Source organism: Pseudomonas sp. S3E12 (assembly GCF_001702295.1).
Lineage (GTDB): Bacteria > Pseudomonadota > Gammaproteobacteria > Pseudomonadales > Pseudomonadaceae > Aquipseudomonas > Aquipseudomonas marginalis.
The window spans coordinates 240,028-262,519 of the sequence record NZ_MBDT01000005.1 but is presented as its reverse complement, the minus strand read 5'-3'; the positions used below and the strand labels follow the sequence as shown (position 1 = coordinate 262,519).

The 22,492-nt window shown below is 60.4% G+C and carries 29 protein-coding genes and 1 riboswitch; of the genes, 9 read left to right on the top strand and 20 right to left on the bottom strand.

What is annotated here, in order from left to right:
- Positions 1-44: 44 nt before the first annotated feature.
- Positions 45-164, top strand: a riboswitch (yybP-ykoY riboswitch).
- Positions 165-253: 89 nt separating this feature from the next.
- Positions 254-838, top strand: coding sequence for a TMEM165/GDT1 family protein (locus tag BB029_RS06045; RefSeq protein ID WP_005784895.1), 585 nt, complete (start codon positions 254-256; stop codon positions 836-838).
- Positions 839-919: 81 nt separating this feature from the next.
- Here BB029_RS06045 and BB029_RS06040 read toward each other — a convergent pair whose 3' ends face one another.
- The 4 genes from BB029_RS06040 to BB029_RS06025 all read right to left on the bottom strand — a co-directional run bounded on the left by BB029_RS06040 (position 920) and on the right by BB029_RS06025 (position 3,001).
- Positions 920-1,738, bottom strand: coding sequence for a M48 family metallopeptidase (locus tag BB029_RS06040; RefSeq protein WP_027604784.1), 819 nt, complete (start codon positions 1,736-1,738; stop codon positions 920-922).
- A 151-nt stretch (positions 1,739-1,889) separates the two neighbouring features.
- Positions 1,890-2,510 carry an SOS response-associated peptidase gene (locus BB029_RS06035; RefSeq protein ID WP_065938543.1) on the bottom strand — a complete coding sequence of 207 codons (621 nt, stop codon included), beginning with the start codon at positions 2,508-2,510 and terminating at the stop codon, positions 1,890-1,892.
- Positions 2,511-2,546: 36 nt separating this feature from the next.
- Positions 2,547-2,807 (bottom strand): putative signal transducing protein, encoded by a 261-nt coding sequence (locus tag BB029_RS06030; RefSeq protein ID WP_027604786.1) that lies wholly within the window; start codon positions 2,805-2,807, stop codon positions 2,547-2,549.
- A gap of 11 nt (positions 2,808-2,818) precedes the next feature.
- Complete coding sequence (locus BB029_RS06025; RefSeq protein ID WP_027604787.1) at positions 2,819-3,001, bottom strand: CPXCG motif-containing cysteine-rich protein; 183 nt, start codon at positions 2,999-3,001, stop codon at positions 2,819-2,821.
- Between the two features lie 133 nt (positions 3,002-3,134).
- On the opposite strand from BB029_RS06025, the gene BB029_RS06020 reads away from it, so the two are divergent.
- Complete coding sequence (locus tag BB029_RS06020) at positions 3,135-4,298, top strand: 1-acyl-sn-glycerol-3-phosphate acyltransferase (RefSeq protein ID WP_174556991.1); 1,164 nt, start codon at positions 3,135-3,137, stop codon at positions 4,296-4,298.
- 62 nt (positions 4,299-4,360) lie between these two features.
- On the opposite strand, the gene BB029_RS06015 is transcribed toward BB029_RS06020, so the two are convergent.
- On the bottom strand, positions 4,361-4,618 hold the full coding sequence (locus BB029_RS06015; RefSeq protein ID WP_027604789.1) for a hypothetical protein: 258 nt from the start codon (positions 4,616-4,618) through the stop codon (positions 4,361-4,363).
- A 183-nt stretch (positions 4,619-4,801) separates the two neighbouring features.
- Here BB029_RS06015 and BB029_RS06010 point away from each other — a divergent pair, with 183 nt between their 5' ends.
- Complete coding sequence (locus BB029_RS06010; protein ID WP_027604790.1) at positions 4,802-5,011, top strand: hypothetical protein; 210 nt, start codon at positions 4,802-4,804, stop codon at positions 5,009-5,011.
- Positions 5,012-5,068: 57 nt separating this feature from the next.
- On the opposite strand, the gene BB029_RS06005 is transcribed toward BB029_RS06010, so the two are convergent.
- The gene (locus BB029_RS06005; RefSeq protein ID WP_025855554.1) at positions 5,069-5,656 is read right to left on the bottom strand and encodes a YajG family lipoprotein; all 588 of its coding nucleotides are present in this window, start codon (positions 5,654-5,656) and stop codon (positions 5,069-5,071) included.
- A gap of 194 nt (positions 5,657-5,850) precedes the next feature.
- On the opposite strand from BB029_RS06005, the gene BB029_RS06000 reads away from it, so the two are divergent.
- Together BB029_RS06000 and mqo are read left to right on the top strand one after the other, a co-directional pair.
- Entirely contained in the window at positions 5,851-6,084 is a 234-nt protein-coding gene (locus BB029_RS06000; protein WP_065938542.1) for a hypothetical protein, read from the top strand.
- A 728-nt stretch (positions 6,085-6,812) separates the two neighbouring features.
- A complete protein-coding gene (gene mqo, locus BB029_RS05995; RefSeq protein WP_065938541.1) occupies positions 6,813-8,339 on the top strand; it encodes a malate dehydrogenase (quinone) in 1,527 nt (508 codons plus the stop codon).
- Positions 8,340-8,470: 131 nt separating this feature from the next.
- On the opposite strand, the gene BB029_RS05990 is transcribed toward mqo, so the two are convergent.
- From BB029_RS05990 to BB029_RS05975, 4 genes are all read right to left on the bottom strand, one after another.
- Positions 8,471-8,758 (bottom strand): PA4642 family protein, encoded by a 288-nt coding sequence (locus tag BB029_RS05990; RefSeq protein ID WP_065938540.1) that lies wholly within the window; start codon positions 8,756-8,758, stop codon positions 8,471-8,473.
- 129 nt (positions 8,759-8,887) lie between these two features.
- Positions 8,888-9,373, bottom strand: a complete 486-nt coding sequence (locus tag BB029_RS05985) for a hypothetical protein (protein ID WP_027604795.1) — start codon at positions 9,371-9,373, stop codon at positions 8,888-8,890.
- Between the two features lie 35 nt (positions 9,374-9,408).
- Positions 9,409-9,876: a WbuC family cupin fold metalloprotein gene (locus BB029_RS05980; protein ID WP_065938539.1), complete on the bottom strand. Its 468-nt coding sequence runs from the start codon at positions 9,874-9,876 to the stop codon at positions 9,409-9,411.
- Between the two features lie 3 nt (positions 9,877-9,879).
- On the bottom strand, positions 9,880-10,437 hold the full coding sequence (locus BB029_RS05975) for a hypoxanthine-guanine phosphoribosyltransferase (protein ID WP_027604797.1): 558 nt from the start codon (positions 10,435-10,437) through the stop codon (positions 9,880-9,882).
- Positions 10,438-10,600: 163 nt separating this feature from the next.
- Between BB029_RS05975 and upp the strand changes: the two genes are divergently transcribed.
- Complete coding sequence (gene upp / locus BB029_RS05970) at positions 10,601-11,239, top strand: uracil phosphoribosyltransferase (protein ID WP_027604798.1); 639 nt, start codon at positions 10,601-10,603, stop codon at positions 11,237-11,239.
- 2 nt (positions 11,240-11,241) lie between these two features.
- Complete coding sequence (locus BB029_RS05965; RefSeq protein ID WP_027604799.1) at positions 11,242-12,516, top strand: uracil-xanthine permease family protein; 1,275 nt, start codon at positions 11,242-11,244, stop codon at positions 12,514-12,516.
- A 130-nt stretch (positions 12,517-12,646) separates the two neighbouring features.
- Here the strand turns inward: BB029_RS05965 and hisC are convergent, their stop codons facing one another.
- From hisC to BB029_RS05915, 10 genes are all read right to left on the bottom strand, one after another.
- The gene (gene hisC, locus BB029_RS05960; protein WP_027604800.1) at positions 12,647-13,699 is read right to left on the bottom strand and encodes a histidinol-phosphate transaminase; all 1,053 of its coding nucleotides are present in this window, start codon (positions 13,697-13,699) and stop codon (positions 12,647-12,649) included.
- 3 nt (positions 13,700-13,702) lie between these two features.
- Positions 13,703-15,022, bottom strand: coding sequence for a histidinol dehydrogenase (hisD, locus tag BB029_RS05955; RefSeq protein ID WP_065938538.1), 1,320 nt, complete (start codon positions 15,020-15,022; stop codon positions 13,703-13,705).
- A 128-nt stretch (positions 15,023-15,150) separates the two neighbouring features.
- Entirely contained in the window at positions 15,151-15,786 is a 636-nt protein-coding gene (gene hisG, locus BB029_RS05950) for an ATP phosphoribosyltransferase (RefSeq protein WP_065938537.1), read from the bottom strand.
- Between the two features lie 212 nt (positions 15,787-15,998).
- Positions 15,999-17,264 (bottom strand): UDP-N-acetylglucosamine 1-carboxyvinyltransferase, encoded by a 1,266-nt coding sequence (murA, locus tag BB029_RS05945; RefSeq protein ID WP_024073479.1) that lies wholly within the window; start codon positions 17,262-17,264, stop codon positions 15,999-16,001.
- Positions 17,265-17,287: 23 nt separating this feature from the next.
- Positions 17,288-17,527 (bottom strand): BolA family protein, encoded by a 240-nt coding sequence (locus BB029_RS05940; RefSeq protein ID WP_027604803.1) that lies wholly within the window; start codon positions 17,525-17,527, stop codon positions 17,288-17,290.
- Positions 17,528-17,641: 114 nt separating this feature from the next.
- The gene (locus tag BB029_RS05935; RefSeq protein ID WP_065938536.1) at positions 17,642-17,947 is read right to left on the bottom strand and encodes a lipid asymmetry maintenance protein MlaB; all 306 of its coding nucleotides are present in this window, start codon (positions 17,945-17,947) and stop codon (positions 17,642-17,644) included.
- Entirely contained in the window at positions 17,944-18,591 is a 648-nt protein-coding gene (locus BB029_RS05930; protein ID WP_065938535.1) for a phospholipid-binding protein MlaC, read from the bottom strand. Before BB029_RS05930 ends, BB029_RS05935 begins: the two co-directional genes overlap by 4 nt.
- Positions 18,592-18,602: 11 nt before the next feature.
- Positions 18,603-19,070: an outer membrane lipid asymmetry maintenance protein MlaD gene (mlaD, locus tag BB029_RS05925; protein WP_003171814.1), complete on the bottom strand. Its 468-nt coding sequence runs from the start codon at positions 19,068-19,070 to the stop codon at positions 18,603-18,605.
- The gene (gene mlaE, locus BB029_RS05920) at positions 19,070-19,867 is read right to left on the bottom strand and encodes a lipid asymmetry maintenance ABC transporter permease subunit MlaE (protein WP_065938534.1); all 798 of its coding nucleotides are present in this window, start codon (positions 19,865-19,867) and stop codon (positions 19,070-19,072) included. The genes mlaD and mlaE overlap by 1 nt, the downstream gene beginning before the upstream one ends.
- A complete protein-coding gene (locus BB029_RS05915; RefSeq protein ID WP_065938533.1) occupies positions 19,867-20,676 on the bottom strand; it encodes an ATP-binding cassette domain-containing protein in 810 nt (269 codons plus the stop codon). Before BB029_RS05915 ends, mlaE begins: the two co-directional genes overlap by 1 nt.
- Before the next feature lie 311 nt (positions 20,677-20,987).
- On the opposite strand from BB029_RS05915, the gene BB029_RS05910 reads away from it, so the two are divergent.
- Together BB029_RS05910 and BB029_RS05905 are read left to right on the top strand one after the other, a co-directional pair.
- Positions 20,988-21,962, top strand: a complete 975-nt coding sequence (locus BB029_RS05910; protein WP_065938532.1) for a KpsF/GutQ family sugar-phosphate isomerase — start codon at positions 20,988-20,990, stop codon at positions 21,960-21,962.
- The gene (locus BB029_RS05905) at positions 21,963-22,487 is read left to right on the top strand and encodes an HAD family hydrolase (protein WP_027604807.1); all 525 of its coding nucleotides are present in this window, start codon (positions 21,963-21,965) and stop codon (positions 22,485-22,487) included.
- Positions 22,488-22,492 lie beyond the last annotated feature (5 nt).

The following is a 22,492-nucleotide window of genomic DNA, read 5'->3' as shown; positions in this document are numbered from 1 at the left end:
TTGAAAAAGAACGCTTGCCGAATGGATTTTGCCTAGGCAGAATCCGCTCCGTCCTAGGGGAGTAGTCTCCCACGAGCGCCACGCTCGTCCGGCATACGTCAACATACTTGGTCAACAGGCCATGGCGTATGCGACCCAGGAGTCCGCACAGACGGACCGGGGTTTGACAAGACCTATGACACGCACACCTTACCCGGGGCGGGAAGGCTGTACGTGTCATAGCCGTGTCGACCCGCCCCTGGAAACCTACCTGATGCTGGATTCATTGCTCGTTCCTACCGCAATCGTTGCCTTGGCCGAAATCGGCGACAAGACGCAACTGCTCGCGCTCATCCTTGCCGCACGCTTTCGCAAACCCTGGCCGATCATCGCCGGCATCGTCGCTGCGACCCTGGCCAACCATGCCGCCGCCGGTGCCGTGGGGGCCTGGTTCGGGAGTTTCTTCTCGGATGCGGTATTGCACTGGATTCTCGCGGCCAGCTTCTGCGCCACCGCGCTGTGGACCCTGGTGCCAGACAAACTCGACGATGACGAAGCCAGCACCACGCGCAAGTTCGGGCCGTTCCTGACCACGCTGATTGCATTCTTCCTCGCGGAAATCGGGGACAAGACCCAGATCGCCACGGTGATGCTCGCAGCGCAATACCCGGAACTGTGGCTGGTGATTATCGGCACCACCCTGGGCATGTTGATTGCCAACGTACCGGTGGTTCTGGCGGGGAATTTCGCGGCGGAGAAACTGCCACTGACGTTGATTCGTCGACTGGCGGCAACGGCGTTCTTTGTCCTGGCGATTGTGGCGGTGTACAAGGCCATGCAGAGCAGTGGCTGGATCTAGCTGCAAGCTGCAAGCCTCAAGTTGCAGGAAGAAGCAGTGCTTTTTCCTGCAGCTTGAAGCTTGCTACTTGTCGTTGAAGTCTTAGGACTTCTTGGCCTGCTGGTAGAGCGGCATCACCTTCGGAATCGCCGCCTGCAACGAGGCGATCCGGCTGTCGGAGGCCGGGTGAGTGCTCATGAACTCCGGCGGTGCGCCTTCCGAAGCCTTGGCCATCTTGTTCCACAGCGTGATCGCCGCGTTCGGGTTGTAGCCGGCACGGGCCGCCAGTTCCAGGCCGATCAGGTCCGCTTCGTTTTCATTGCTGCGGCTGTTGGGCAAGGTCATGCCGTAGTTGGCCACGGTATCGGCCAGCGCCAGGCTGTCCTGGCCCAGGCCGAACAACGCACCGGCGCCCTGCTTGGCCATCTCGATGCCGTAGGCCTTGGACATGGCTTCGCGGCCATGCTCCCGCAAGGCGTGGGCGATTTCATGGCCCATCACCGCGGCCAGTTCATCATCGGTGAGCTTGAGGTTGTCGATCAACGCGCTGTACACGAAGATCTTGCCGCCAGGTCCGCAGTTGGCGTTCATCTCATCGCTCTTGATCAGGTTCACTTCCCACTTCCACTGCGCCGCATCCGGGCGGAAGGTCGGCGCCTGGGCGATCAGCCGATTGGCGATCGCCTGCACACGCTTGGCATTGGCACTGGTCTTGTCCAACTGGCCTTTGCTGCTGGCCTCGCCCAGGGTCTGCTGGTAGGACTGGGCGTACATCTGGTCGACTTCCTGGCTCGACAACATGCTGAACATATATTGCTTGCGCTCAACCCCGACGGCGCCGCCGCTGGTGGTGTTGACCGACTGACACCCGGCCAGCAACACGCCTGCCGCCAATACACTTACGGCCAATGATTTCTTCATCAATACACTCTCCCTGAAAAGACGCCCTGAAAACATGGCGCGTATCGTAGGCGCTCATTTGTATCGGCGCCAGATACAACAGACGTGTAACCGATGAATTTCGGACACATCTCACACGCCCGACAACTTCAGTGAGCAACCGGCCTCAGGCTCAGGCCGGGGTCAGGCACTCCGGCCCGTTGAGCTTGGGATCATTGACCATGTTGGCCAGGACTCGCTCACGCAATGGGACCGGCTCACTGGCCAGCAAGCCTTGCAACACATGCAAGGGCGTCTCGGGATCGAGCCAGGCGGCCTGCCCCGCCGTGTCCAGAATCAACGGCCGGCGCTGACTCTGGGCGGCCTGGGTCACCACTGCCGTACTCAGCCACACTTGCTCCTGCACCGGGTACGCCTCCCAGATCGCTGCAAAAAACAGGGTCGAGCCCTCCCCCGGCGTCAGCCAGTACGGACGCTTGCGCTGGGTGCCGCGCCATTCGTAGAAACCGTTGGCGGGCAGCAGGCAACGGCGCTGGCGAAACGCTTCGCGAAACATCGGTTGCTCGGCCAGGGTTTCGGCACGGGCATGGGCCGGGGTGCGGGAAAGGTCAGTCAGCCAGGGCGGCGTCAGGCCCCAGCGCGCCCGTGCCAGGGTGCGCTGGCCTTCATTGAGGCGCTGGATCAGCACCGAATCATTCGGGGAAATGTTCCACTGGGCCTGCTGGTCGGCCGGAAAACCCGGCAGGGCAGCAAAGGTAGGGTTCCAGCGAAACAGGGCATAACGTCCACACATGGGGCAACACGACTCTTGGGTAAACCGACCGACAGCCTAACAGACCAATACGTCGGGGAAGCTGTCGGGTTCGTCGCCGGGCAGGGGTTGCGCACCGATATAGGCGGTAATCAGCTCGCGGGCTTCAGCCGCCCGGTCGTTATCCACTTCCAGCCCCAGCAGGCCGAAGATCGGCAACTCCCCCGTGCCGCCGAGCAAATGGCGCCCTACCAGGTGCGCCTCGATGCCCTCGCTGGCGAGCATTTGCTGCAGCAACTCGCCTTCCATCAGGTTTTCCGGTTCGTAGATTCGCTGCATGGGCGTACCTGTTATTCGTTTTCACTGCGGGTTTCGAGCATCCACTCTTCACCATGGACCTGCAGGTTGAAAATGATCGGTCGGCAACACACCTGACAGTCCTCGATGTAGGTCTGATCACCGCCGGATAAATCCACCGCGGTCTCTACCGCTTCACCACAATAAGGACAATCGTACAGCGCAGTTTCCAGCATCGCAGTCTCCCAGGTGACTTGTGCGTATAATCGCCGGTCTATTTACAGGGCTATTTTCCGGCCGGGCCAATTGCCCGGACCGCACCCTGGTATTTCCTTTACTTACCCTAGCCGTTTCTAACAAGAGAGCATGATGGGCGAATTCGATACCATCCGACCTTACAACGACAGCGAAGTCCCGGCAGTGCTGGCCCGGCTGTTCAGTGACAAGGCCTTTCTGGACATCCTGACCCACTTCCGCTTCCCGCGCTTTGCCGGCGCCCTGGGCTGGCTGCTCAAGCCGATGATCGCGCGCAAACTGCGCCGCGAGTTCGCCGGTGTCACCACCGTGGCCACGCTTCAGGACAAAGTCGAGTATTACGTCGACCACACCATTGACCGGGCGACCGACGGCGTGACCTACACCGGCGTCGAACAGCTCAAATCCGGCACCGCCTACCTGTTCCTGGCCAACCACCGCGACATCGTGATGGACCCGGCCTTCGTCAACTATGCCGTCTACCACGCCGGCCTGCCGACGCCACGGATCGCCATCGGCGACAACCTGCTGCAAAAGCCGTTTGTCAGTGACCTGATGCGCCTGAACAAGAGCTTCATCGTGCACCGTTCGATCACCGGGCGAAAGGAGAAGATGGCGGCGTTCAACCTGCTGTCGGCCTATATCAACCATTCGATCCGCAACGACTGCCAGTCGATCTGGATCGCCCAGGCCGAAGGCCGCGCCAAGGACGGGGATGACCGCACCGAGTCGGCGATCCTCAAGATGTTCCATGTCAGCCGCAAGGACGAGCCGTTTGCCGAGGTGATCCAGTCACTCAACCTGACGCCGGTGTCCATCAGCTACGAGTACGACCCGTGCGATGCCGCCAAGGCCCGCGAACTGTATATCCGCGCCACCACCGGCACCTACGTCAAGGCGCAAGGCGAGGATGACGTCAGCATTGCCCTGGGCATCACCGGCTACAAAGGCCGCGTACATATCAACTTCGCGCCGCCGATTACCGAGCGTTTCGAAGACACCAAGGTCCTGGCGGTAGAAATGGATCGACAGATTCTCGGCGGCTACCGGCTGTTCCCGGTGCACTACCTGGCGTACGCCCAGTGGAGCGATGCCGACCCGCAGTTGCAGGTGCCGAAGGCAGCCGACGTGTTCCCGGCGGATGAACTGGCCAAGGCGAAGGCGGAGTGGGAGCGGCGCTTGAACGAATGCCCGGCCGAGCACCGGCCTTTCCTGGTGGTGCAATACGCGACGCCAGTGCGCAATCAGTATCGGGTCAAGGCCGGGATCCCGCTGTAACCACCGATCAAGAAAATGTGGGAGGGGGTGTAGCCCCCTTCCACATTGGTTCTGCGGTTTTTTTAGATTCGGGTGCTGAGCCAGGAAATAGCCAGCGCCAGCCCAAGGCAGGCGAACCCGATGCGGTAAGCCACACGGTGCGCCCGCTCGGTGCGCACATCCAGGAACAGCATGGGCTGGTCGATTGCGCGATCTTCACTTTGCGCCGTCAACTCAGCCATCGCGCGCTGCTCACGCAGGCGGGTGATGAACAACAGCGCAGCGCCTGGGCAGGCCACTGATAAAGCCACGGCATTGATCAATAGTGCGGGCAGCGCCATCGCAAACCTCGATGAAACAGTGTCTGGGTATCGGTTCAGATACAAACCTGAACGGTAGTGGCATCGAATGCCAAAACCGCTCCGCCCCCCATGGACGGCTAATGTATCCAGTAATTTACGCCGTCACCTGAACGTCACCTTAACAAGCCACTCTGTTGCCCTTCGAACACTCAGGAGCTTGTCATGCTGCACGCGCACAACCAGGATCGGCTGTATCTGATTGCCCAAAGCGACGAGCAAGAGGCGCTGATCGGCGGCCTGGCGTTCAATGTGCAGGACCGCCACTGGCTGGTGTATTGCGCCCTTGGCGGGCACCAGCATGCAGACTTGCCGGAGGCCGATCTGTTGACGGGGGTGAGCATGCTGGACTTTTGTATCGACACGGCCGCGTGAAACTGAAGGCATAAAAAAACCGGGCTCATCGCTGAGCCCGGTTTTTTGTTTGAGCGATTACTGCGAGCTGAGCAATGAACCGATGCTTGGGTCCTTGAACAGGCGGGTCAAGGCGTCGCTCAGGACGTCGCTGACCAGCTTGGTGTTGGTTTCCTGGTTAGGCGACATGCCGAAGCGCTGGTTCAGCGACGCACCGTAACGGCCGCTGTAGCGACGGGTACCGGCGGTGACGTCGGACTTGAAGGTGGCGCCAATGGACGCCTCGGTCACGTAAAGACCGTCTTTAGGCGACTGATACTTCAACTCGGCCAGGGTGATCGTCAACTGCGGAGCGCCCGGCGCGTTGGGGCTGGGGGTGAACCCCAGCAGGCGCACGGCCGCTTCGGCCTGGGCTTGCAGCTTGGGCAGCACGTCTTGAGCATTCACCGACACCAGGGCGGTTTCCGGGTACAGGCCACCGCGCGAACCGAGTGTCGGCGACGGACGACCGTCCACCACCCGTACCGACACCGGCTGGCCATGGCCCACCGGGGCCAGCTGCGTGGTGATTTTCGGTTCCGGGGTCAGTTGCTGCGGGCTGTTGGCGCAGCCAACCAGGGTCAAGCTGGTCACAGTGATCAAACCGAACAACAGGCGTTGCAACATGCGCTTCTCTCCAGAAATCAGGTACCGACAGGCCGGCAGTATAGCGGGGCGCCCCTGCTGGGAACTAGCGTCAGTTACAACCTGTGACCCGGGGCTTCGCCTGCGGTTCGATGTCACCGATATGTCATAGCCGTTACATGGGCTCGTCATCCGAAGCAGGCATGCTTGGCTTCAATCTCAGGAGGTTGATCGCCATGCATTTTCTCTGGTCGCTGTTTACGCGCAAGCCCGCCCTTCGCCAGTTCGCCCTGCTCGATGCGCAAGGCCGCTGCCAGGCGTTCAAAGCGTGCTGCCAGCCTCCCGTCGGCGAAGGCTGGGTGGAAATCGAAGAAATTCGCCTGAGCTGGATGCATCATCCGTTGCCGGCTCGCGCCCGTGTAAGCCCATGCCCTGTGCGGTCGCCACGTCACCAGGCGTTGGCCGCCTGACCGAACGCCTAATAAAAGTCATAAAACCCGCCCATTTCCCCGGCGTTCTTCGCTACAATCTCCCCCCGATTATAAGGACGTCTCCTGATCGGGCCTCGCAGCATCGTTAATGCCTCGGTATTAACCCCAAGAATCGCCCACAGAGAGCCGCCCACACAGATCCTGTGAAGCTGGCGAGCTTGCTGTTTCCTTTGCAAACCACCCGCCTTTGCCGAATCTGCCAGAGCTGCCATTGCGCTCGGCCACTTGAGTTGTTTGCCCGTTTTGCCGCGTGTCGGCAGAGGTTTGCGGGCCAGGTGCCAGGCTGGGGCAGCCCTTTTTTGAGGTTCACGTCTTCAAAAGAGCGTGAAAAAAACGGGTTTTCACAACTTCACAAGAGTGTGGCGAGCAAATGAATAGTTTGGCGTTTGTACAAGCACCATCAGCGTCTGGAACAGCCCAACCACACAGGCCCGAGTACTCCGCAAACACCGGAGCTTGAGCCTGTCCGCTACGGATTGATTGCACGAATCCCACGCTTTGACCATAAGTCGAATTGCCACAGGCGCCCATGAATGCGTTCATAGGCAGATCAGGCCGGGCAGGAAGCGTGTGCTGAATGTGCAAGGAATTGCGAAACGGACATGGCGATCCTGGCCATGGGTAACCTGGGGCAACACGTGAAACGCCCCGTCACTCCTGGCAGCCATGCCGTCAATTTGGTGCTGCAGATTTTGGAGACGCGTTAAATGGCGCATAACGAAGCAGTCGACGTAGTACTGGTAGGGGCCGGCATCATGAGTGCCACCCTGGCCGTACTGCTCAAAGAGCTCGACCCCGGCCTCAAGCTGGAAGTCGTTGAGCTGATGGACTCGGGTGCCGCGGAAAGTTCCAACCCGTGGAACAACGCCGGTACCGGCCACGCCGGGCTGTGTGAGCTGAACTACACGCCCCAGGCAGCCGATGGCTCCATCGACATCAAGAAAGCCGTGCACATCAACACCCAGTTCGAGGTGTCGAAGCAGTTCTGGGCCTACCTGACCAGGAAGGGCACCTTTGGCTCGTCCAAGTCCTTTATCAGCCCGGTGCCGCACCTGAGCTTCGTGCAGGGCGAAAAAGGCGTGGAGTTCCTCAGGAAGCGCTTTGAAACCCTCAGCCAGCACCATGCGTTCTCGGACATGCACTACACCGAAGACCGCAGCGAAATGGCCGAGTGGATGCCGCTGATGATGCCGGGGCGCCCGCTCGACGAAAAAATCGCGGCCACCCGCGTGATGAACGGCACAGACGTCAACTTCGGCGCCCTGACCAACCAGCTGCTCACTCACCTGACCAGCTCACCGGACGCCCAGGTCAAGTACAGCAAGCGCGTGACCGGCCTCAAGCGTAACGGCGCGGGCTGGACCGTGAGCATCAAGGACGTCAACAGCGGCAACAGCCGCGAAGTGGACGCCAAGTTCGTGTTCCTCGGCGCCGGTGGCGCGGCCCTGCCGCTGCTGCAGGCCTCGGGCATCGAAGAAAGCAAAGGGTTTGGCGGTTTCCCGGTCAGCGGCCAGTGGCTGCGTTGCGACAACCCGGAAGTGGTCAAGCACCACCAGGCCAAGGTCTACAGCCAGGCCGCCGTGGGCTCGCCGCCGATGTCCGTGCCGCACCTGGACACCCGCGTAGTCGACGGCAAGAAATCCCTGCTGTTCGGGCCATACGCCGGCTTCACCACCAAGTTCCTCAAGCACGGTTCGTTCCTCGACCTGCCGCTGTCGGTTCGCGCCGGCAACATTGGCCCGATGCTGGCCGTGGCCCGCGACAACATGGACCTGACCAAGTACCTGGTCAGCGAAGTGATGCAGTCCATGGAGCAGCGCCTGGAATCCCTGCGTCGCTTCTACCCTGAAGCGAAAGCCGAAGACTGGCGCCTGGAAGTGGCCGGCCAACGGGTGCAGATCATCAAGAAAGACCCGAAGAAAGGCGGCGTGCTGCAATTTGGCACCGAGCTGGTCGCGGCCAAGGACGGCTCGCTGGCTGCGCTGCTGGGTGCCTCCCCGGGCGCCTCGGTGACGGTGTCGATCATGCTGGAATTGATCGAGCGTTGCTTCCCGCAGAAAGCTGCCGGTGAATGGGCGACCAAGCTGCACGAGATCTTCCCGGCGCGGGAGAAGGTCCTGGAGACTGATGCCGAGCTGTATCGCAAGATCAACGCGCAGAACAACATCAGCCTCGAACTGGTTGAATCTGCCGCCGAGACCGGTAGGAGCGAGCTTGCTCGCGAAGATCGTTAACGATAACGCAGCGCATCTGGTTTAACGCGGCGTTCTCTGGTTTTTTGCGAGCAAGCTCGCTCCTACAGTAAAAAGCAAAAACGCCCCGTTCTCGCGATGAGAACGGGGCGTTTTTTTATGCCCAGGAATAATCAGCCGCGAGCGTTGTCGATCAGCTCGATATAGTCGGCGGCGTTACGCTGGTCCTTGATCAGGTCGACAAACGTCTGGCCGTGCTCATCCTTGCCATCCAGGTCCAAACCGGCCGCCTTGAAGAAAACCAGGAAGCGTTCGAAGTCGTCGATACGCAGGCCACGGTAGGCCTTGATCAGTTTGTGCAGGGACGGGGACGTCGCGTCAACCGGCTCGAAGTCCAGGAACAACTTGATCTGTTCGTCGCCGATCTCGTCACCAATCACCTGTTTCTTATCTTTACGCATTACCGACTCCAGCCAGCAGACATTTACACGGGGTTTGAAGTCTACCTGCGAGGCGCAGGCTTCGAAAGCGGTGAAGAACCAATGTGGACGGGGGCAAGCCCTTCCCACATTGGTTCTTCAGTGTTTTTGCTATTTGCTACGAACAGCACCGGTATGCACATCCGCCCAGACATGCCCGTTGGCGTAACTGAGGAACTGCACATACACCGTGTCATTGCGCAGCAGGTCGACAATCACTCGGTACTGGGCCACCGGGTAGGACAGGGTCAAGGTTTTGCTCTTGTCATCGTAGACCGGCTTTTTCAGGCTTTTGCTTTCGGCATCGAAGTTGAGCACCACCTGGCTGATGGTCGCGCCTTTGTTCAGGGACTTGCCCTTGAGACGGATCATCAGCGGCGAGGTCACCGGGATCGGCTGTTGCGTGGATTGACGCTGGTTGCCCACCACCACCGCATATTCGGTGACTTGCAGCAGTTGCTGCTGGTCAGGGGTTTCGGCGCGCAGGGTCAGATCGTCCGGCGGCAGGAACTGCGCATGCATCGGCGCAGGCGCCGCAGCCAGCGGCAGACTGAGGGTCAACGCCAGGGCGGCGCAGGTGCGTATCAACAGGCTCATGGGCCGCTCCGCAAGAGGTGGCCCAGCACTGTAGCTCAATCGAACTGGGCAAGCATCCAGCGTTGATACTCGGCCACATTGGCGTCGCCTTCACGGGGCGCCCAATCGGCCAGTTCACCTTCGCCCACCGGCCGATAAGGCCCGGCCTTGCACTCGAACATCACCGTGTCGGGCGCCAGCACCACCAGGCCATGGAACACGCCGGGCGGCAGGTCGACGCCCGAGCATTCGCCGCCGGCCTGCATCACGCGCTTGGCGAGCACCTCGCCGGTGTCGCTGAACACCAGCAAGCCCAAGCGGCCCTGGAGGACCAGCAAGGTTTCCGCCTTGTCGGCGCTCAAGTGCCGATGTGGCGGCACGTAGGTGCTGGGCTGCAGGCCCACGGCCAGGCGATGGCACGGCTCTTCCATCTGATGAAAGTTGTGATGATGCCGGCCACGGAGGCTGGCGCCCGCTTTCTCGGCCAACTCGGCAAACAGCGTCTGATCAAGAAAGCGAGTCATGGGTTACATACCTTTGACAGCGTAGATTCCATTGGCGTTGCGCCAGTAGCCCTTGTAATCCATACCGTAACCGAAGATGTAGCGATCGATGCACGGCAGGCCGACGAAATCGGCTTTCAACTCGGGACGGGCCTTGCGGTCGTGGTCTTTGTCGATCAGCACGGCGGTGTGCACCTTACGTGCGCCCGCGTGTTTGCAGAAGTCGATGATCGCGCCCAGGGTGTGGCCCTCATCGAGGATGTCGTCGATGATCAGCACGTCGCGGTCGATGAACGAAACTTCCGGTTTGGCTTTCCAGAACAAATCGCCGCCACTGGTTTCGTTGCGATAACGGGTTGCGTGCAGGTAGGACGCTTCCAGCGGGAATTGCAGATGCGTGAGCAATTTTCCGGCGAAGATCAGCCCACCGTTCATCACGCAAAAGACCACCGGGTTGGTGTCGGCCATTTCGCGAGTGATGTGGGCGCCGACCTTGGCGATCGCTGCTTCGACTTGCGCTTCGGTGTACAGGCAGTCAGCCTCGCGCATGATTTGACGGATATGCTCGAGATCAGCGGACATGGCGCTCTCCAAGGGGTGCTGTGGCAAGAAAAGCGGGCGAAGGTACGCTTCTCATGCGCTCCGAGCAAGCCTTAATGGACTAACGTACTAGATGTCTATAGGACAACACCCTCGGATAGATTAATCTAGGCCGGTTTTTTTGCCCGCCGCCGGAGCCTTTCCCATGCCCACTCGCGAGATCCGCCACCCGCTGATCCGACACAAACTCGGCCTTATGCGCCGCGCCGACATCAGCACGAAGAATTTCCGTGAGCTTGCTCAGGAAGTCGGAGCGCTGCTCACTTACGAAGCCACCAAAGATTTGCCCCTGGAAACCTACGACATCGAAGGTTGGGCAGGCACTGTCCAGGTCGAGAAAATCGCCGGTAAGAAAATTACCGTGGTGCCGATCCTGCGTGCCGGTATCGGCATGCTCGAAGGCGTGCTCAGCCTGATCCCGGGCGCCAAGGTCAGCGCCGTCGGCGTCGCCCGCAACGAAGAAACCCTGCAGGCCCACACCTACCTGGAAAAACTCGTACCGGAAATCAACGAGCGCCTGGCCATGATCATCGACCCGATGCTCGCCACCGGCAGTTCCATGGTTGCCACCATCGACCTGCTGAAAAAAGCCGGTTGCCGGGACATCCGTGCCATGGTGCTGGTGGCCGCGCCTGAAGGCATCGCCGCCGTCGAGAAAGCCCACCCGGACGTGCAGATCTACACCGCCTCCATCGACGAGCGCCTGAACGAACACGGTTACATCATCCCAGGCCTGGGCGATGCCGGTGACAAGATCTTCGGCACCAAGCAGAAGGACGCGTGAGCATGCAGGATGAGTTCAACGACCCGCTTTGGCGCCAGATCCTGTCTGGCGCACAGATGCTCTTCGTAGCATTTGGCGCGCTGGTGTTGATGCCACTGATCACAGGTCTTGATCCAAACGTCGCCCTGTTCACCGCCGGCCTGGGCACGCTGTTGTTCCAGCTGGTGACAGGGCGGCAGGTGCCGGTCTTCCTGGCGTCGAGCTTTGCCTTCATTACCCCGATCATTCTTGCCAAGGGCCAGTTCGGCCTCGCAGCGACCATGGGCGGGGTGATGGCGGCTGGCTTTGTCTATACCTTCCTCGGCCTGGCCGTGAAGATCAAAGGCACCGGTTTCATCGACCGCCTGCTGCCGCCCGTGGTGATCGGCCCGGTGATCATTTCCATCGGCCTGGCCATGGCACCGATTGCCGCGAACATGGCGATGGGTAAATCCGGCGATGGCGCCGAGTTGATTCATTACCAGACGGCGATGATGATCTCGATGCCGGCGCTGCTGACCACGTTGATCGTCGCGGTGTTCGGCAAGGGTATCTTCCGCCTGGTGCCGATCATCTCCGGCGTGCTGGTGGGCTTTGCCATGGCGTTCTACTTTGGCGTGGTCGACACGGCGAAGATCGCCGCCGCCCCGTGGTTCGCCCTGCCCCACTTCACCGCGCCGGAGTTCAACTGGCAGGCGATCCTGTTTATCGTCCCGGTGGCCCTGGCCCCGGCGATCGAACATATCGGCGGCGTGATTGCGGTGGGCAGCGTGACCGGTCGCGACTACCTGAAGAAGCCTGGCCTGCACCGCACCTTGCTCGGTGACGGAATCGCCACCACGGCCGCCGGCCTGTTTGGCGGCCCGCCGAACACCACCTACGCCGAAGTGACGGGCGCGGTGATGCTGACCAAGAACTACAACCCGAAGATCATGACCTGGGCGGCAGTGTTTGCCATCAGCCTGGCGTTCATCGGCAAGTTCGGTGCGCTGCTGCAAAGCATCCCGGTGCCGGTGATGGGCGGGATCCTGTGCCTGCTGTTCGGCTCGATTGCCGCGGTGGGGATGAACACCTTGATCCGCCACAGGATCGACCTGGGTGAAGCGCGCAATCTGGTGATTGTGTCGGTAACCCTGGTGTTCGGCATTGGCGGTGTGCTGGTGGGAACCGGGACCGGCCCGGATGACTTCGGCCTGAAGGGCATTGCCCTGTGTGCGGTGGTAGCGATTGGCCTGAACCTGCTGCTGCCGGGCAATGATGGCTGGAAGAACAAGAAGCCGGATGAGCCGCTGATCTAACACATATGGCAGAACCTAATGTGGGAGGGGGCTTGCTCCCGATGGCAGTGTGTCAGTCAATTCATTAGCTGACTGATACACCGCTATCGGGGGCAAGCCCCCTCCCACATTTTTTGATCTTCAGTGTGGCTTAGAGCTCACCTAACCCATCGATCAGCGCCTGGTTCTGCTCCGGCGTACCGATGCTGATCCGCAGGAACTGGGCAATCCGCTCCTGCTTGAAGTGCCGCACGATCACCCCTTGCTCACGCAGCTTGGCCGCCAGGCCGGCTGCGTCGTGCCGTGGGTGGCGGGCAAAGATGAAGTTGGCCGCTGACGGCAACACTTCAAAGCCTTTACCTTCCAGTTGCGCGACCACTTTATTGCGGTTGTCGATGACCAACTGGCACGTCTTGTCGAAGTACGCCCGGTCCTCGAACGCCGCTGCCGCGCCGACAATTGCCAGGCGATCCAGCGGGTAGGAGTTGAAGCTGTTCTTGACCCGCTCCAGCGCTTCGATGAGGTCCGGGTGGCCCACGGCCAGGCCCACGCGCAAACCGGCCAGTGAGCGCGATTTGGACAGGGTCTGGGTCACCAGCAGGTTCGGGTAACGGTCCACCAGGCTGATCGCGGTTTCGCCGCCAAAGTCGATATAGGCTTCATCGACCACCACCACCGAATCCGGGCTGGCCTTGAGAATCTGCTCCACGGCGTCCAGCGCCAGCACACAGCCGGTGGGCGCGTTCGGGTTAGGGAAGATGATCCCGCCGTTGGGCCTGGCGTAGTCCGCTACGCGGATCTGGAACTGCTCGTCCAACGGTACCGGGTCGGACTTGATGCCGTAGAGGCCGCAGTACACCGGATAAAAGCTGTAGCTGATATCCGGGAACAACAGCGGCAGCTCGTGCTGGAACAGGCCGTGGAAGATGTGCGCCAGGACTTCATCGGAGCCGTTACCGAGGAACACCTTGCCGGCGTCTATCCCGTAGTACTTGGCCACGGCCTGCTTGAGCAGGTCGCTGTTGGGGTCCGGGTACAGGCGCAGGTTGTCGTTCAACTCGGCCTGCATCGCAGCCAGCGCCTTGGGCGACGGGCCGTAGGGGTTTTCATTGGTGTTGAGCTTGACCAGCCTGGTCAGCTTCGGTTGCTCGCCGGGCACGTAAGGCACGAGGTCCTTGACGAAGGGGCTCCAGAATTTGCTCATGTGTTATTTCCCCTCTTCCAGGATTCGATACTCAGCACTACGGGCGTGGGCGCTCAAGGATTCACCACGGGCCAGCACCGAAGCGGTCTTGCCCAATTCGGAAGCGCCTAGTGGCGAGCAAAAGATGATCGACGAACGCTTCTGGAAGTCATACACCCCCAGCGGCGACGAAAAGCGCGCGGTGCCGGACGTCGGCAGCACGTGGTTAGGACCGGCACAGTAGTCGCCCAGCGCTTCGCTGGTGTGGCGGCCCATGAAGATCGCACCCGCATGGCGAATCGACGGCAGCCAGGCCTGTGGATCGGCCACGGACAGCTCCAGGTGCTCCGGCGCGATACGGTTGGCCACTTCGATGGCCTGTTCCATGTCGCGCACCAGGATCAGCGCGCCACGACCATTGATCGACTTCTCGATGATCTCGGCGCGGTCCATGGTCGGCAGCAGCTTATTGATGCTGGCGGCGACCTTGTCGAGGAACTCCGCGTCCGGGCTGACCAGGATCGCCTGGGCGTCTTCATCGTGTTCGGCCTGGGAGAACAGGTCCATGGCGATCCAATCCGGGTCGGTCTGGCCGTCACACACCACGAGGATTTCCGACGGGCCGGCGATCATGTCGATACCGACCTGGCCGAACACGTGGCGCTTGGCAGTGGCCACGTAGATGTTGCCGGGGCCGACCACCTTGTCGACCTTCGGCACGCTTTCGGTGCCATAAGCCAGGGCGGCAACCGCTTGGGCACCGCCGATGGTAAACACGCGGTCGACACCGGCAATGCAGGCGGCAGCCAGTACCAGTTCGTTGATTTCACCGCGCGGGGTCGGTACCACCATGACCACCTCGGTGACGCCGGCCACCTTGGCGGGAATCGCGTTCATCAATACCGACGAGGGGTACGAGGCTTTGCCACCCGGCACGTACAAACCCGCACGGTCCAGGGGCGTGACCTTCTGGCCCAGTACGGTGCCGTCGGCCTCGGTGTAGCTCCAGGAATCCTGCTTCTGTTTTTCGTGGTAGCTGCGCACTCGGGTCGCGGCGACTTCGAGGGCCTGGCGCTGGGGCGCGGTGATGCGCGTCAGGGCCAGTTCCAGGCGTTCGCGGGGCAGAATCAGGTCGGACATGGACTTGACGTCCAGACCGTCGAATTGCCGGGTGAAATCCACCAGGGCCGCATCACCGCGCTCGCGCACCGCCTTGATAATGTCGAGGACCCGCTGGTTGACCGAGTCGTCGGACACGCTTTCCCAGCTCAGCAGATGATCCAGATGATGGGCGAAATCCGGGTCGGCAGCGTTGAGTCGGGCAATTGCAGTGGACGTGGTCATAGCGAGGGCCTCAATAGAATTGGCAAAAACTCAGGCGCCCTAAACTAGCAGTCGTTTCCGCTTGGGCACCTGAGAATTCTGGCTATGAGGCGGATAGACGGGCGCAGCTTTTCAGCTACGCGGGTGAGTCAACCGCGGTGTCGAGACTCCACTGCCTGGCGCAGGGTGTCGATCAACGCCTGGATACGGGCGTGCTGCATCTTCATCGACGCTTTGTTGACGATCAGCCGAGAGCTGATGTCGGCGATAAAGTCCTGTGGTTCGAGACCGTTGGCACGCAGGGTGTTACCGGTGTCGACCACGTCAATGATCTTGTCGGCCAGGCCGATCAGCGGCGCCAGCTCCATCGAGCCGTAGAGCTTGATGATGTCGACCTGGCGGCCTTGCTCGGCGTAGTAACGCTTGGCGACGTTGACGAACTTGGTGGCCACGCGCAGGCGGCCTTTAGGCTCGACATCACCGACACGGCCGGCGGTCATCAGCTTGCACAGGGCAATGCGCAGGTCCAGCGGCTCGTACAGGCCTTGGCCGCCGTATTCCATCAACACGTCTTTACCGGCGACACCGAGGTCGGCCGCGCCCTGTTCAACATAGGTCGGCACGTCGGTAGCCCGTACGATCAGCAGGCGAACGTCGTCCTGGGTCGTAGGGATGATCAGCTTGCGGCTCTTGTCCGGATTCTCGGTCGGCACGATGCCCGCTTCAGCCAGAAGCGGCAAAGTGTCGTCAAGGATGCGGCCCTTGGACAGTGCGATGGTCAACATGGGAAACGTCAGTCCTTCATCAGGCTATTGCTGTCCGGTCGCAAACGGCGCCAGACACAGATCGAGGCCATGACAGCCTCGATTTGAAACAAACCAGTGTCTGTAGGAGCGAGCTTGCTCGCGAAAAACGTCAACGATAACGCGTTTATTCAGACTCAACGCGGTGCCCACGAGTTCTTCGCGAGCAAGCTCGCTCCTACAATGCAGTGGGACTAGCCCGGTACGCGGCGGATTTTCGCGCCGAGCATCTGCAGTTTTTCTTCGATGCACTCGTAACCACGGTCTATGTGGTAGATGCGGTCGATCAGGGTATCGCCTTCGGCGATCAGCGCCGAGATCACCAGGCTGGCCGAAGCGCGCAGGTCGGTGGCCATGACTGGCGCGCCCTTGAGCTTCTCGGTGCCGGTCACGATGGCAGTGTTGCCTTCGACCTGGATCTTCGCGCCCATGCGGTGCAGTTCGTACACGTGCATGAAACGGTTTTCGAAGATGGTCTCGATCACGGCACCCGTGCCTTCGGCAATGGCGTTCAAGGAGATGAACTGCGCCTGCATGTCGGTCGGGAACGCCGGGTATGGAGCGGTACGCACGTTAACGGCTTTTGGCCGCTTGCCGTGCATGTTCAGCTCGATCCAGTCTTCACCGGTGGTGATTTCGGCACCGGCTTCGCGCAGTTTTTCCAGGACCGCTTCCAGGATGGTCGGATCGGTGTCCTTGACCTTGACGCGACCACCGGTGACGGCGGCAGCAACCAGGTAGGTACCGGTCTCGATGCGGTCCGGCATCACTTTGTAGGTGGCCGGGTGCAGGCGTTTCACACCGTCGATGGTGATGGTGTCGGTGCCGGCGCCGGTGATGTTGGCACCCATGGCGATCAGGAAGTTGGCCAGGTCGACCACTTCAGGCTCGCGCGCAGCGTTTTGCAGCACACTGCGGCCGTTGGCCAAAGCAGCAGCCATCATGATGTTCTCGGTACCGGTCACACTGACGGTATCAAAGAAGAAGTTGGCGCCACGCAGGCCACCTTCCGGCGCCTTGGCCTTGATGTAGCCGCCTTCGACGTCAATGGTCGCGCCCATGGCCTCAAGGCCACGGATGTGCAGGTCCACCGGACGCGAGCCAATGGCGCAACCGCCAGGCAATGCGACTTCGGCTTCGCCGAAACGAGCGACCATCGGGCCCAATACCAGGATCGACGCACGCATGGTCTTCACCAGTTCGTACGGGGCGATCAGGGTCTTGATGGTGCGCGGATCGATTTCGACGGACAGCTTCTCGTCGATTACCGGCTCAATACCCATGCGACCAAACAGCTCGATCATGGTGGTGATGTCGTGCAGGTGCGGCAGGTTGGCCACGGTCACGGGGCCATCGCACAGCAGGGTCGCAGCCAGGATCGGCAAGGCAGAGTTTTTCGCACCGGAAATGCGAATCTCGCCATCAAGGCGGGCACCGCCGGTAATAATCAATTTATCCATAAGAATCTCGACGCCTTGGGGGCTCAGGTGCGCTCGGCCCAGGCCGCGCGGCTGAAAAATTTCATAGTGACCGCGTGGATGCTGCCATCGGTGATCCACGGGTTCAAATGGGCATAGATCTGCTGCTGACGCTTGACCGGGCTGAGTGCCGCCAGTTCATCGCTAATCACGTTCAGCTGGAAGTTGCAGCCTTCGCCTTCAACTTCTACGTTCGTATCCGGCAGCTTTCCTTCGAGAAAGCTCTTAACTTCTAGGGCCTGCATGATCAACCTCTATCGGCGCCCAGTGCGCACGGGTCGCACATCATACAAAAAAGCCCCGCGCCTGCGAACCCCGCATAGCAGGACTCTGACGGGGGGCTTTATCGATAATGTGTATTAAGGATGCGCCAACAGCTCGGTCAAACCGGAAACTTCGGCGATTTCACGCATGTCTTCGGGCAATGCACGGATGCTGACCGACTTTTTGGCCGCTTCGGCATCACGCATGAAACACAGCAGCAACGACAAGCCGACACTGCTGGACTTGGTTACCGCCGAGCAATCCAGCACCAGCGCAGGGGCCGTGCTGGCCTGGATCAGTGCCTGGCCCTGCTTGCGCAGCTCAGGCCCGGTGCGGTAATCCAGCACGCCGCTGAGCAACAGCTCGCCCGCGTCGCCGAGACGAACAGCCGACTCGGTCATTGCGCAGGTTTCCCAGCGGCTTTATCGGTCTCTTCCTTGGCCTTGGCGACCTCACCGGCCCAACCATTGATGGTTTTGTCCAGGTCGTTGCCATTGCGCTGCATGGCGTCGGCGAACTGATCACGGAACAGCTTGCCGATGTTGATGCCGTTGATGATCACATTGCGCAGTTTCCACTCGCCATTGATCTTCTCCAGCGTGTACTGCACAGGGTAGACGGCACCATTGTTGCCCTTGACGCTCATGTTGACGCTGGTGCGGTCGCCCGACTCATCCCCGGCAGGAGCGACGGTAATGCCCTGATTGTTGTACTCGAGCAAAGCGTTGCCATAGAACTGGAACAGGCCGCGCTTGAAGTTTTCCTGGAACGTTTGCATTTGCGCAGGTGTGGCCTTGCGCGAATATTTGACCGTCATGATGCTGCGCGAAATACCTTCAGCATCGACGACCGGGCCCACGATGCTGTTCAGCGCCTCGTAGAATTTGCTCGGGTCTTGCTTGTACTGCTCTTTATTGGCAGTCAGGTCAGCCAACATCTTGTTGGTAGTGTCCTGCACCAGTTCGTGCGCAGAACCCGCTGCGTTGGCCATCAACGGCAGCGCTGCCAGCAGTACCAGGAGGCCACGTCGCAAGGTAGAGATCATGTACAGATTCCTCATTTGGCGTCTTTATTGACCGTATTGAGCAGGAATTTACCGATCAGGTCTTCAAGTACCAGCGACGACTGCGTGTCGTGGATGGTCGAGCCATCCTTGAGCAGGGCTGTTTCCCCGCCCACACTGACACCGATGTACTTCTCGCCCAGCAGGCCCGCAGTGAGGATAGATGCAGTGGAGTCGGTCGGCAGATTATCTACCTTCTTGTCCAGTTGCATCGTCACTCGACCGGTGAAGCTGTCGCGATCCAGATCGATTGCCGTGACCTTGCCGATGGTCACACCGGCCATGGTCACTTTAGCTCTGACAGTCAAACCGGCGATATTGTCGAAGTACGCGTAAAGTTTATAAGTATCGGCGGTGGGGCTGGCCGAAAGGCCGCTGACTCGCAGGGCCAGCAACAGTAAAGCCAGGATGCCAGCCAGCAAGAAAAGGCCGACACCGATTTCCACAGTGCGGTTTTGCATCAGAAATCTCCAAACATCAAGGCGGTCAAAATGAAGTCAAGGCCCAGTACTGCCAACGAGGCGTACACAACGGTCTTGGTGGTGGCGCGACTGATCCCTTCTGAAGTGGGCTCACAGTCATAGCCTTGGAATACGGCGATCCAGGTCACTACAAAGGCGAAGACGATGCTCTTTATAACGCCATTGAGCACGTCACCGCTGAAGGTCACGCTGTTTTGCATGTTGGCCCAGTAAGAGCCGTCGTAGACCCCCAGCCAGTCCACCGCCACCCACGAGCCGCCCCAGATACCAACCACGCTGAAGATCATCGCCAGCAATGGCAGGGAAATAAAGCCGGCCCACAGGCGCGGGGCAACAATGTACTTGAGCGGGTCCACGCCGATCATTTCCAGGCTGGACAACTGCTCGGTGGACTTCATGTTGCCGATTTCGGCGGTCAACGCGGAACCTGCACGCCCGGCGAACAGCAACGCGGTCACGACCGGCCCCAGTTCACGCAGCAGCGTCAGGGCAACCATCTGCCCCACTGCCTGCTCCGAACCGTAGCTGGACAGGATATTGAAGCCCTGCAACGCCAGCACCATCCCGATGAACACCCCGGAGACCACAATGATCACCAGGGACATCACGCCCACCGAGTGCAGCTGCTTGATCAACAGGCCGAAGCCGCCACCAATGCCACCGCGGCCGAGCAACGCGTGAAACAGGAAAATCGTCGAGCGGCCCAGCACTTCGACGATGTCGATACCGGATCGACCGAAAAGGCGAACCTTCTCGATGAGAGATGTCTTGCGCATCAGCGCTTCCCCAGAAGGTCTGAGCGGTAATCCGCTGCCGGAAAATGAAAAGGCACAGGGCCATCGGGATCGCCGGTCATGAATTGGCGAATACGCGGGTTGTCGGCGTTCATTAGCTCTTCAGGCGTACCCTGCCCCAGCACCTGGCCATCGCCGACTACATAAAGGTAATCGGCAATGCTCGCGGTTTCTGCAAGGTCATGGGAGACCACGATGCTGGTGATACCCAGCGCATCGTTAAGCAGACGGATCAGGCGTACCAGCACGCCCATGGCAATAGGATCCTGGCCGACGAAGGGCTCGTCGTACATGAGGATCTGCGGGTCAAGGGCAATGGCACGCGCCAGGGCCACGCGGCGCTTCATGCCGCCGGACAGTTCGTCGGGCATCAGGTCGATGGCGCCGCGAAGGCCCACGGCCTGCAATTTCAGCAACACAATGTCACGAATCATTTCATCGGACAGCTGGGTATGCACCCGCAACGGAAACGCCACGTTCTCGAACACATCGAGGTCGGTAAACAGCGCACCGCTCTGGAACAGCACCCCCATATGCTTGCGCGCATCGAACAGATCGCTGCGCGACAGCGTCGGCAGGTTCTGGCCGTTGACCCATACTTCACCGGCGCTGGGGCGCAATTGCATGCCAATCAGACGCAGCAGCGTGGTCTTGCCGCAACCCGACGGCCCCATGATGCCCGTGACCTTGCCGCGGGGAATGCGAATATCGACGTTATTGAAGATGCTGCGCGTCCCGCGCTTGAAGGTCAGTCCCTTCAGCTCGACCGCGTAGGCGTTATCGGCACTCATCTAAACTCCTTGGGATGCAGCCTCTCACTCAGACACCATGCATGCGACAAACGTTTGCAACGGTGACGCATATAGATAGCCATATGGGCTGGGCGGACCGAACTGGCGGCGAACTATATCACTGCTGGTACAGGGCGCCCAAGGCCGGAACTGCGCTAGTTCAGTTTAGGGACAGGGAAAAAACGTTGCTGGCTATGTTACTGAGGATGGATCTCAGGCATTCGTTGAATAAAGCCTGACGAACTTGCGTGAGGGAATTGATCATTACCGCTATAATCGCCGACTTTTCGTCAGGCTATACGACTTCAGACATGAGCCAATCCAGCGACCTTATTCAATCCGCACAACGCACCATCCGCCTCGAAGTTGAAGCCGTAGAAGGCTTGCTGGCCCATATCGACGCAGATTTCGTACGCGCCTGCGAGATGATCCTGGCCAGCAAGGGCCGTGTTGTCGTGGTCGGCATGGGCAAGTCAGGCCACGTCGGCAACAAGATCGCCGCCACCCTGGCCAGCACCGGGACCACCGCATTTTTCGTGCATCCGGCCGAAGCCAGCCACGGCGACATGGGCATGATCACCAAGGATGACATCATCCTGGCGCTGTCCAACTCCGGCACCACCAACGAAATCGTGACCCTGCTGCCGCTGATCAAGCGCCTGGGCATCAAGATGATCAGCGTCACCGGCAACCCGGAATCTACGCTGGCCAAGGCCGCCGACGTGAACCTGAATGTTCACGTGGACCACGAGGCCTGCCCGCTGAACCTGGCGCCGACCTCCTCCACCACCGCCGCCCTGGTCATGGGCGACGCCCTGGCCGTGGCGCTGCTGGAAGCCCGTGGATTCACCGCTGAAGACTTCGCGTTTTCCCACCCGGGTGGCGCCCTGGGCCGCCGTCTGCTGCTGAAAGTGGAAAACGTCATGCATTCGGGCGAGGAATTGCCCCACGTCCAGCGCGGCACCCTGCTGAAGGACGCGCTGATGGAAATGACCCGCAAGGGCCTGGGCATGACCGTGATCCTGGAAGCCGACGGGCGCCTGGCCGGGGTATTCACTGACGGTGACCTGCGCCGCACCCTGGACCGTACCATCGATATCCGCACCGCGACCATCGACGCCGTGATGACCCCCCATGGCAAGACTGCACGCCCTGAAATGCTGGCGGCCGAAGCTTTGAAGATCATGGAAGACCACAAGATCGGCGCACTGGTGGTGGTCGATAGCGACGACCACCCGGTTGGCGCCCTGAACATGCACGACTTGCTGCGTGCGGGAGTGATGTAAATGACCAGCGACCTGTTGCAACGCGGCAAACACATCAAACTGGCGATTTTCGACGTTGACGGCGTGCTGACCGATGGCCGCCTGTACTTTCTCGAAGACGGCAGCGAATTCAAGACGTTCAATACCCTCGACGGCCAGGGCATCAAGATGCTGATGGCTTCGGGCGTGCAAACGGCGATTATCAGCGGCAGAAAAACCCCCGTTGTGGAACGCCGCGCACAAAACCTCGGTATTCCTCACCTGTATCAGGGCCGCGAGGATAAACTGGTGGTTCTGGACGAGCTTCTTGGCCAACTCAACCTAAGCTATGAGCAGGTCGCCTATCTGGGCGATGATCTGCCCGACTTGCCGGTCATTCGCCGAGTGGGCCTGGGCATGGCCGTCGCCAATGCGGCGACGTTTGTTCGCGAGCACGCCCATGGCGTCACCACCGCCCGTGGCGGCGAAGGTGCCGCCCGCGAGTTCTGTGAACTGATCCTGCGAGCCCAGGGCAGTCTTGAAGCGGCCCACGCCGCCTACCTATAGAGCGT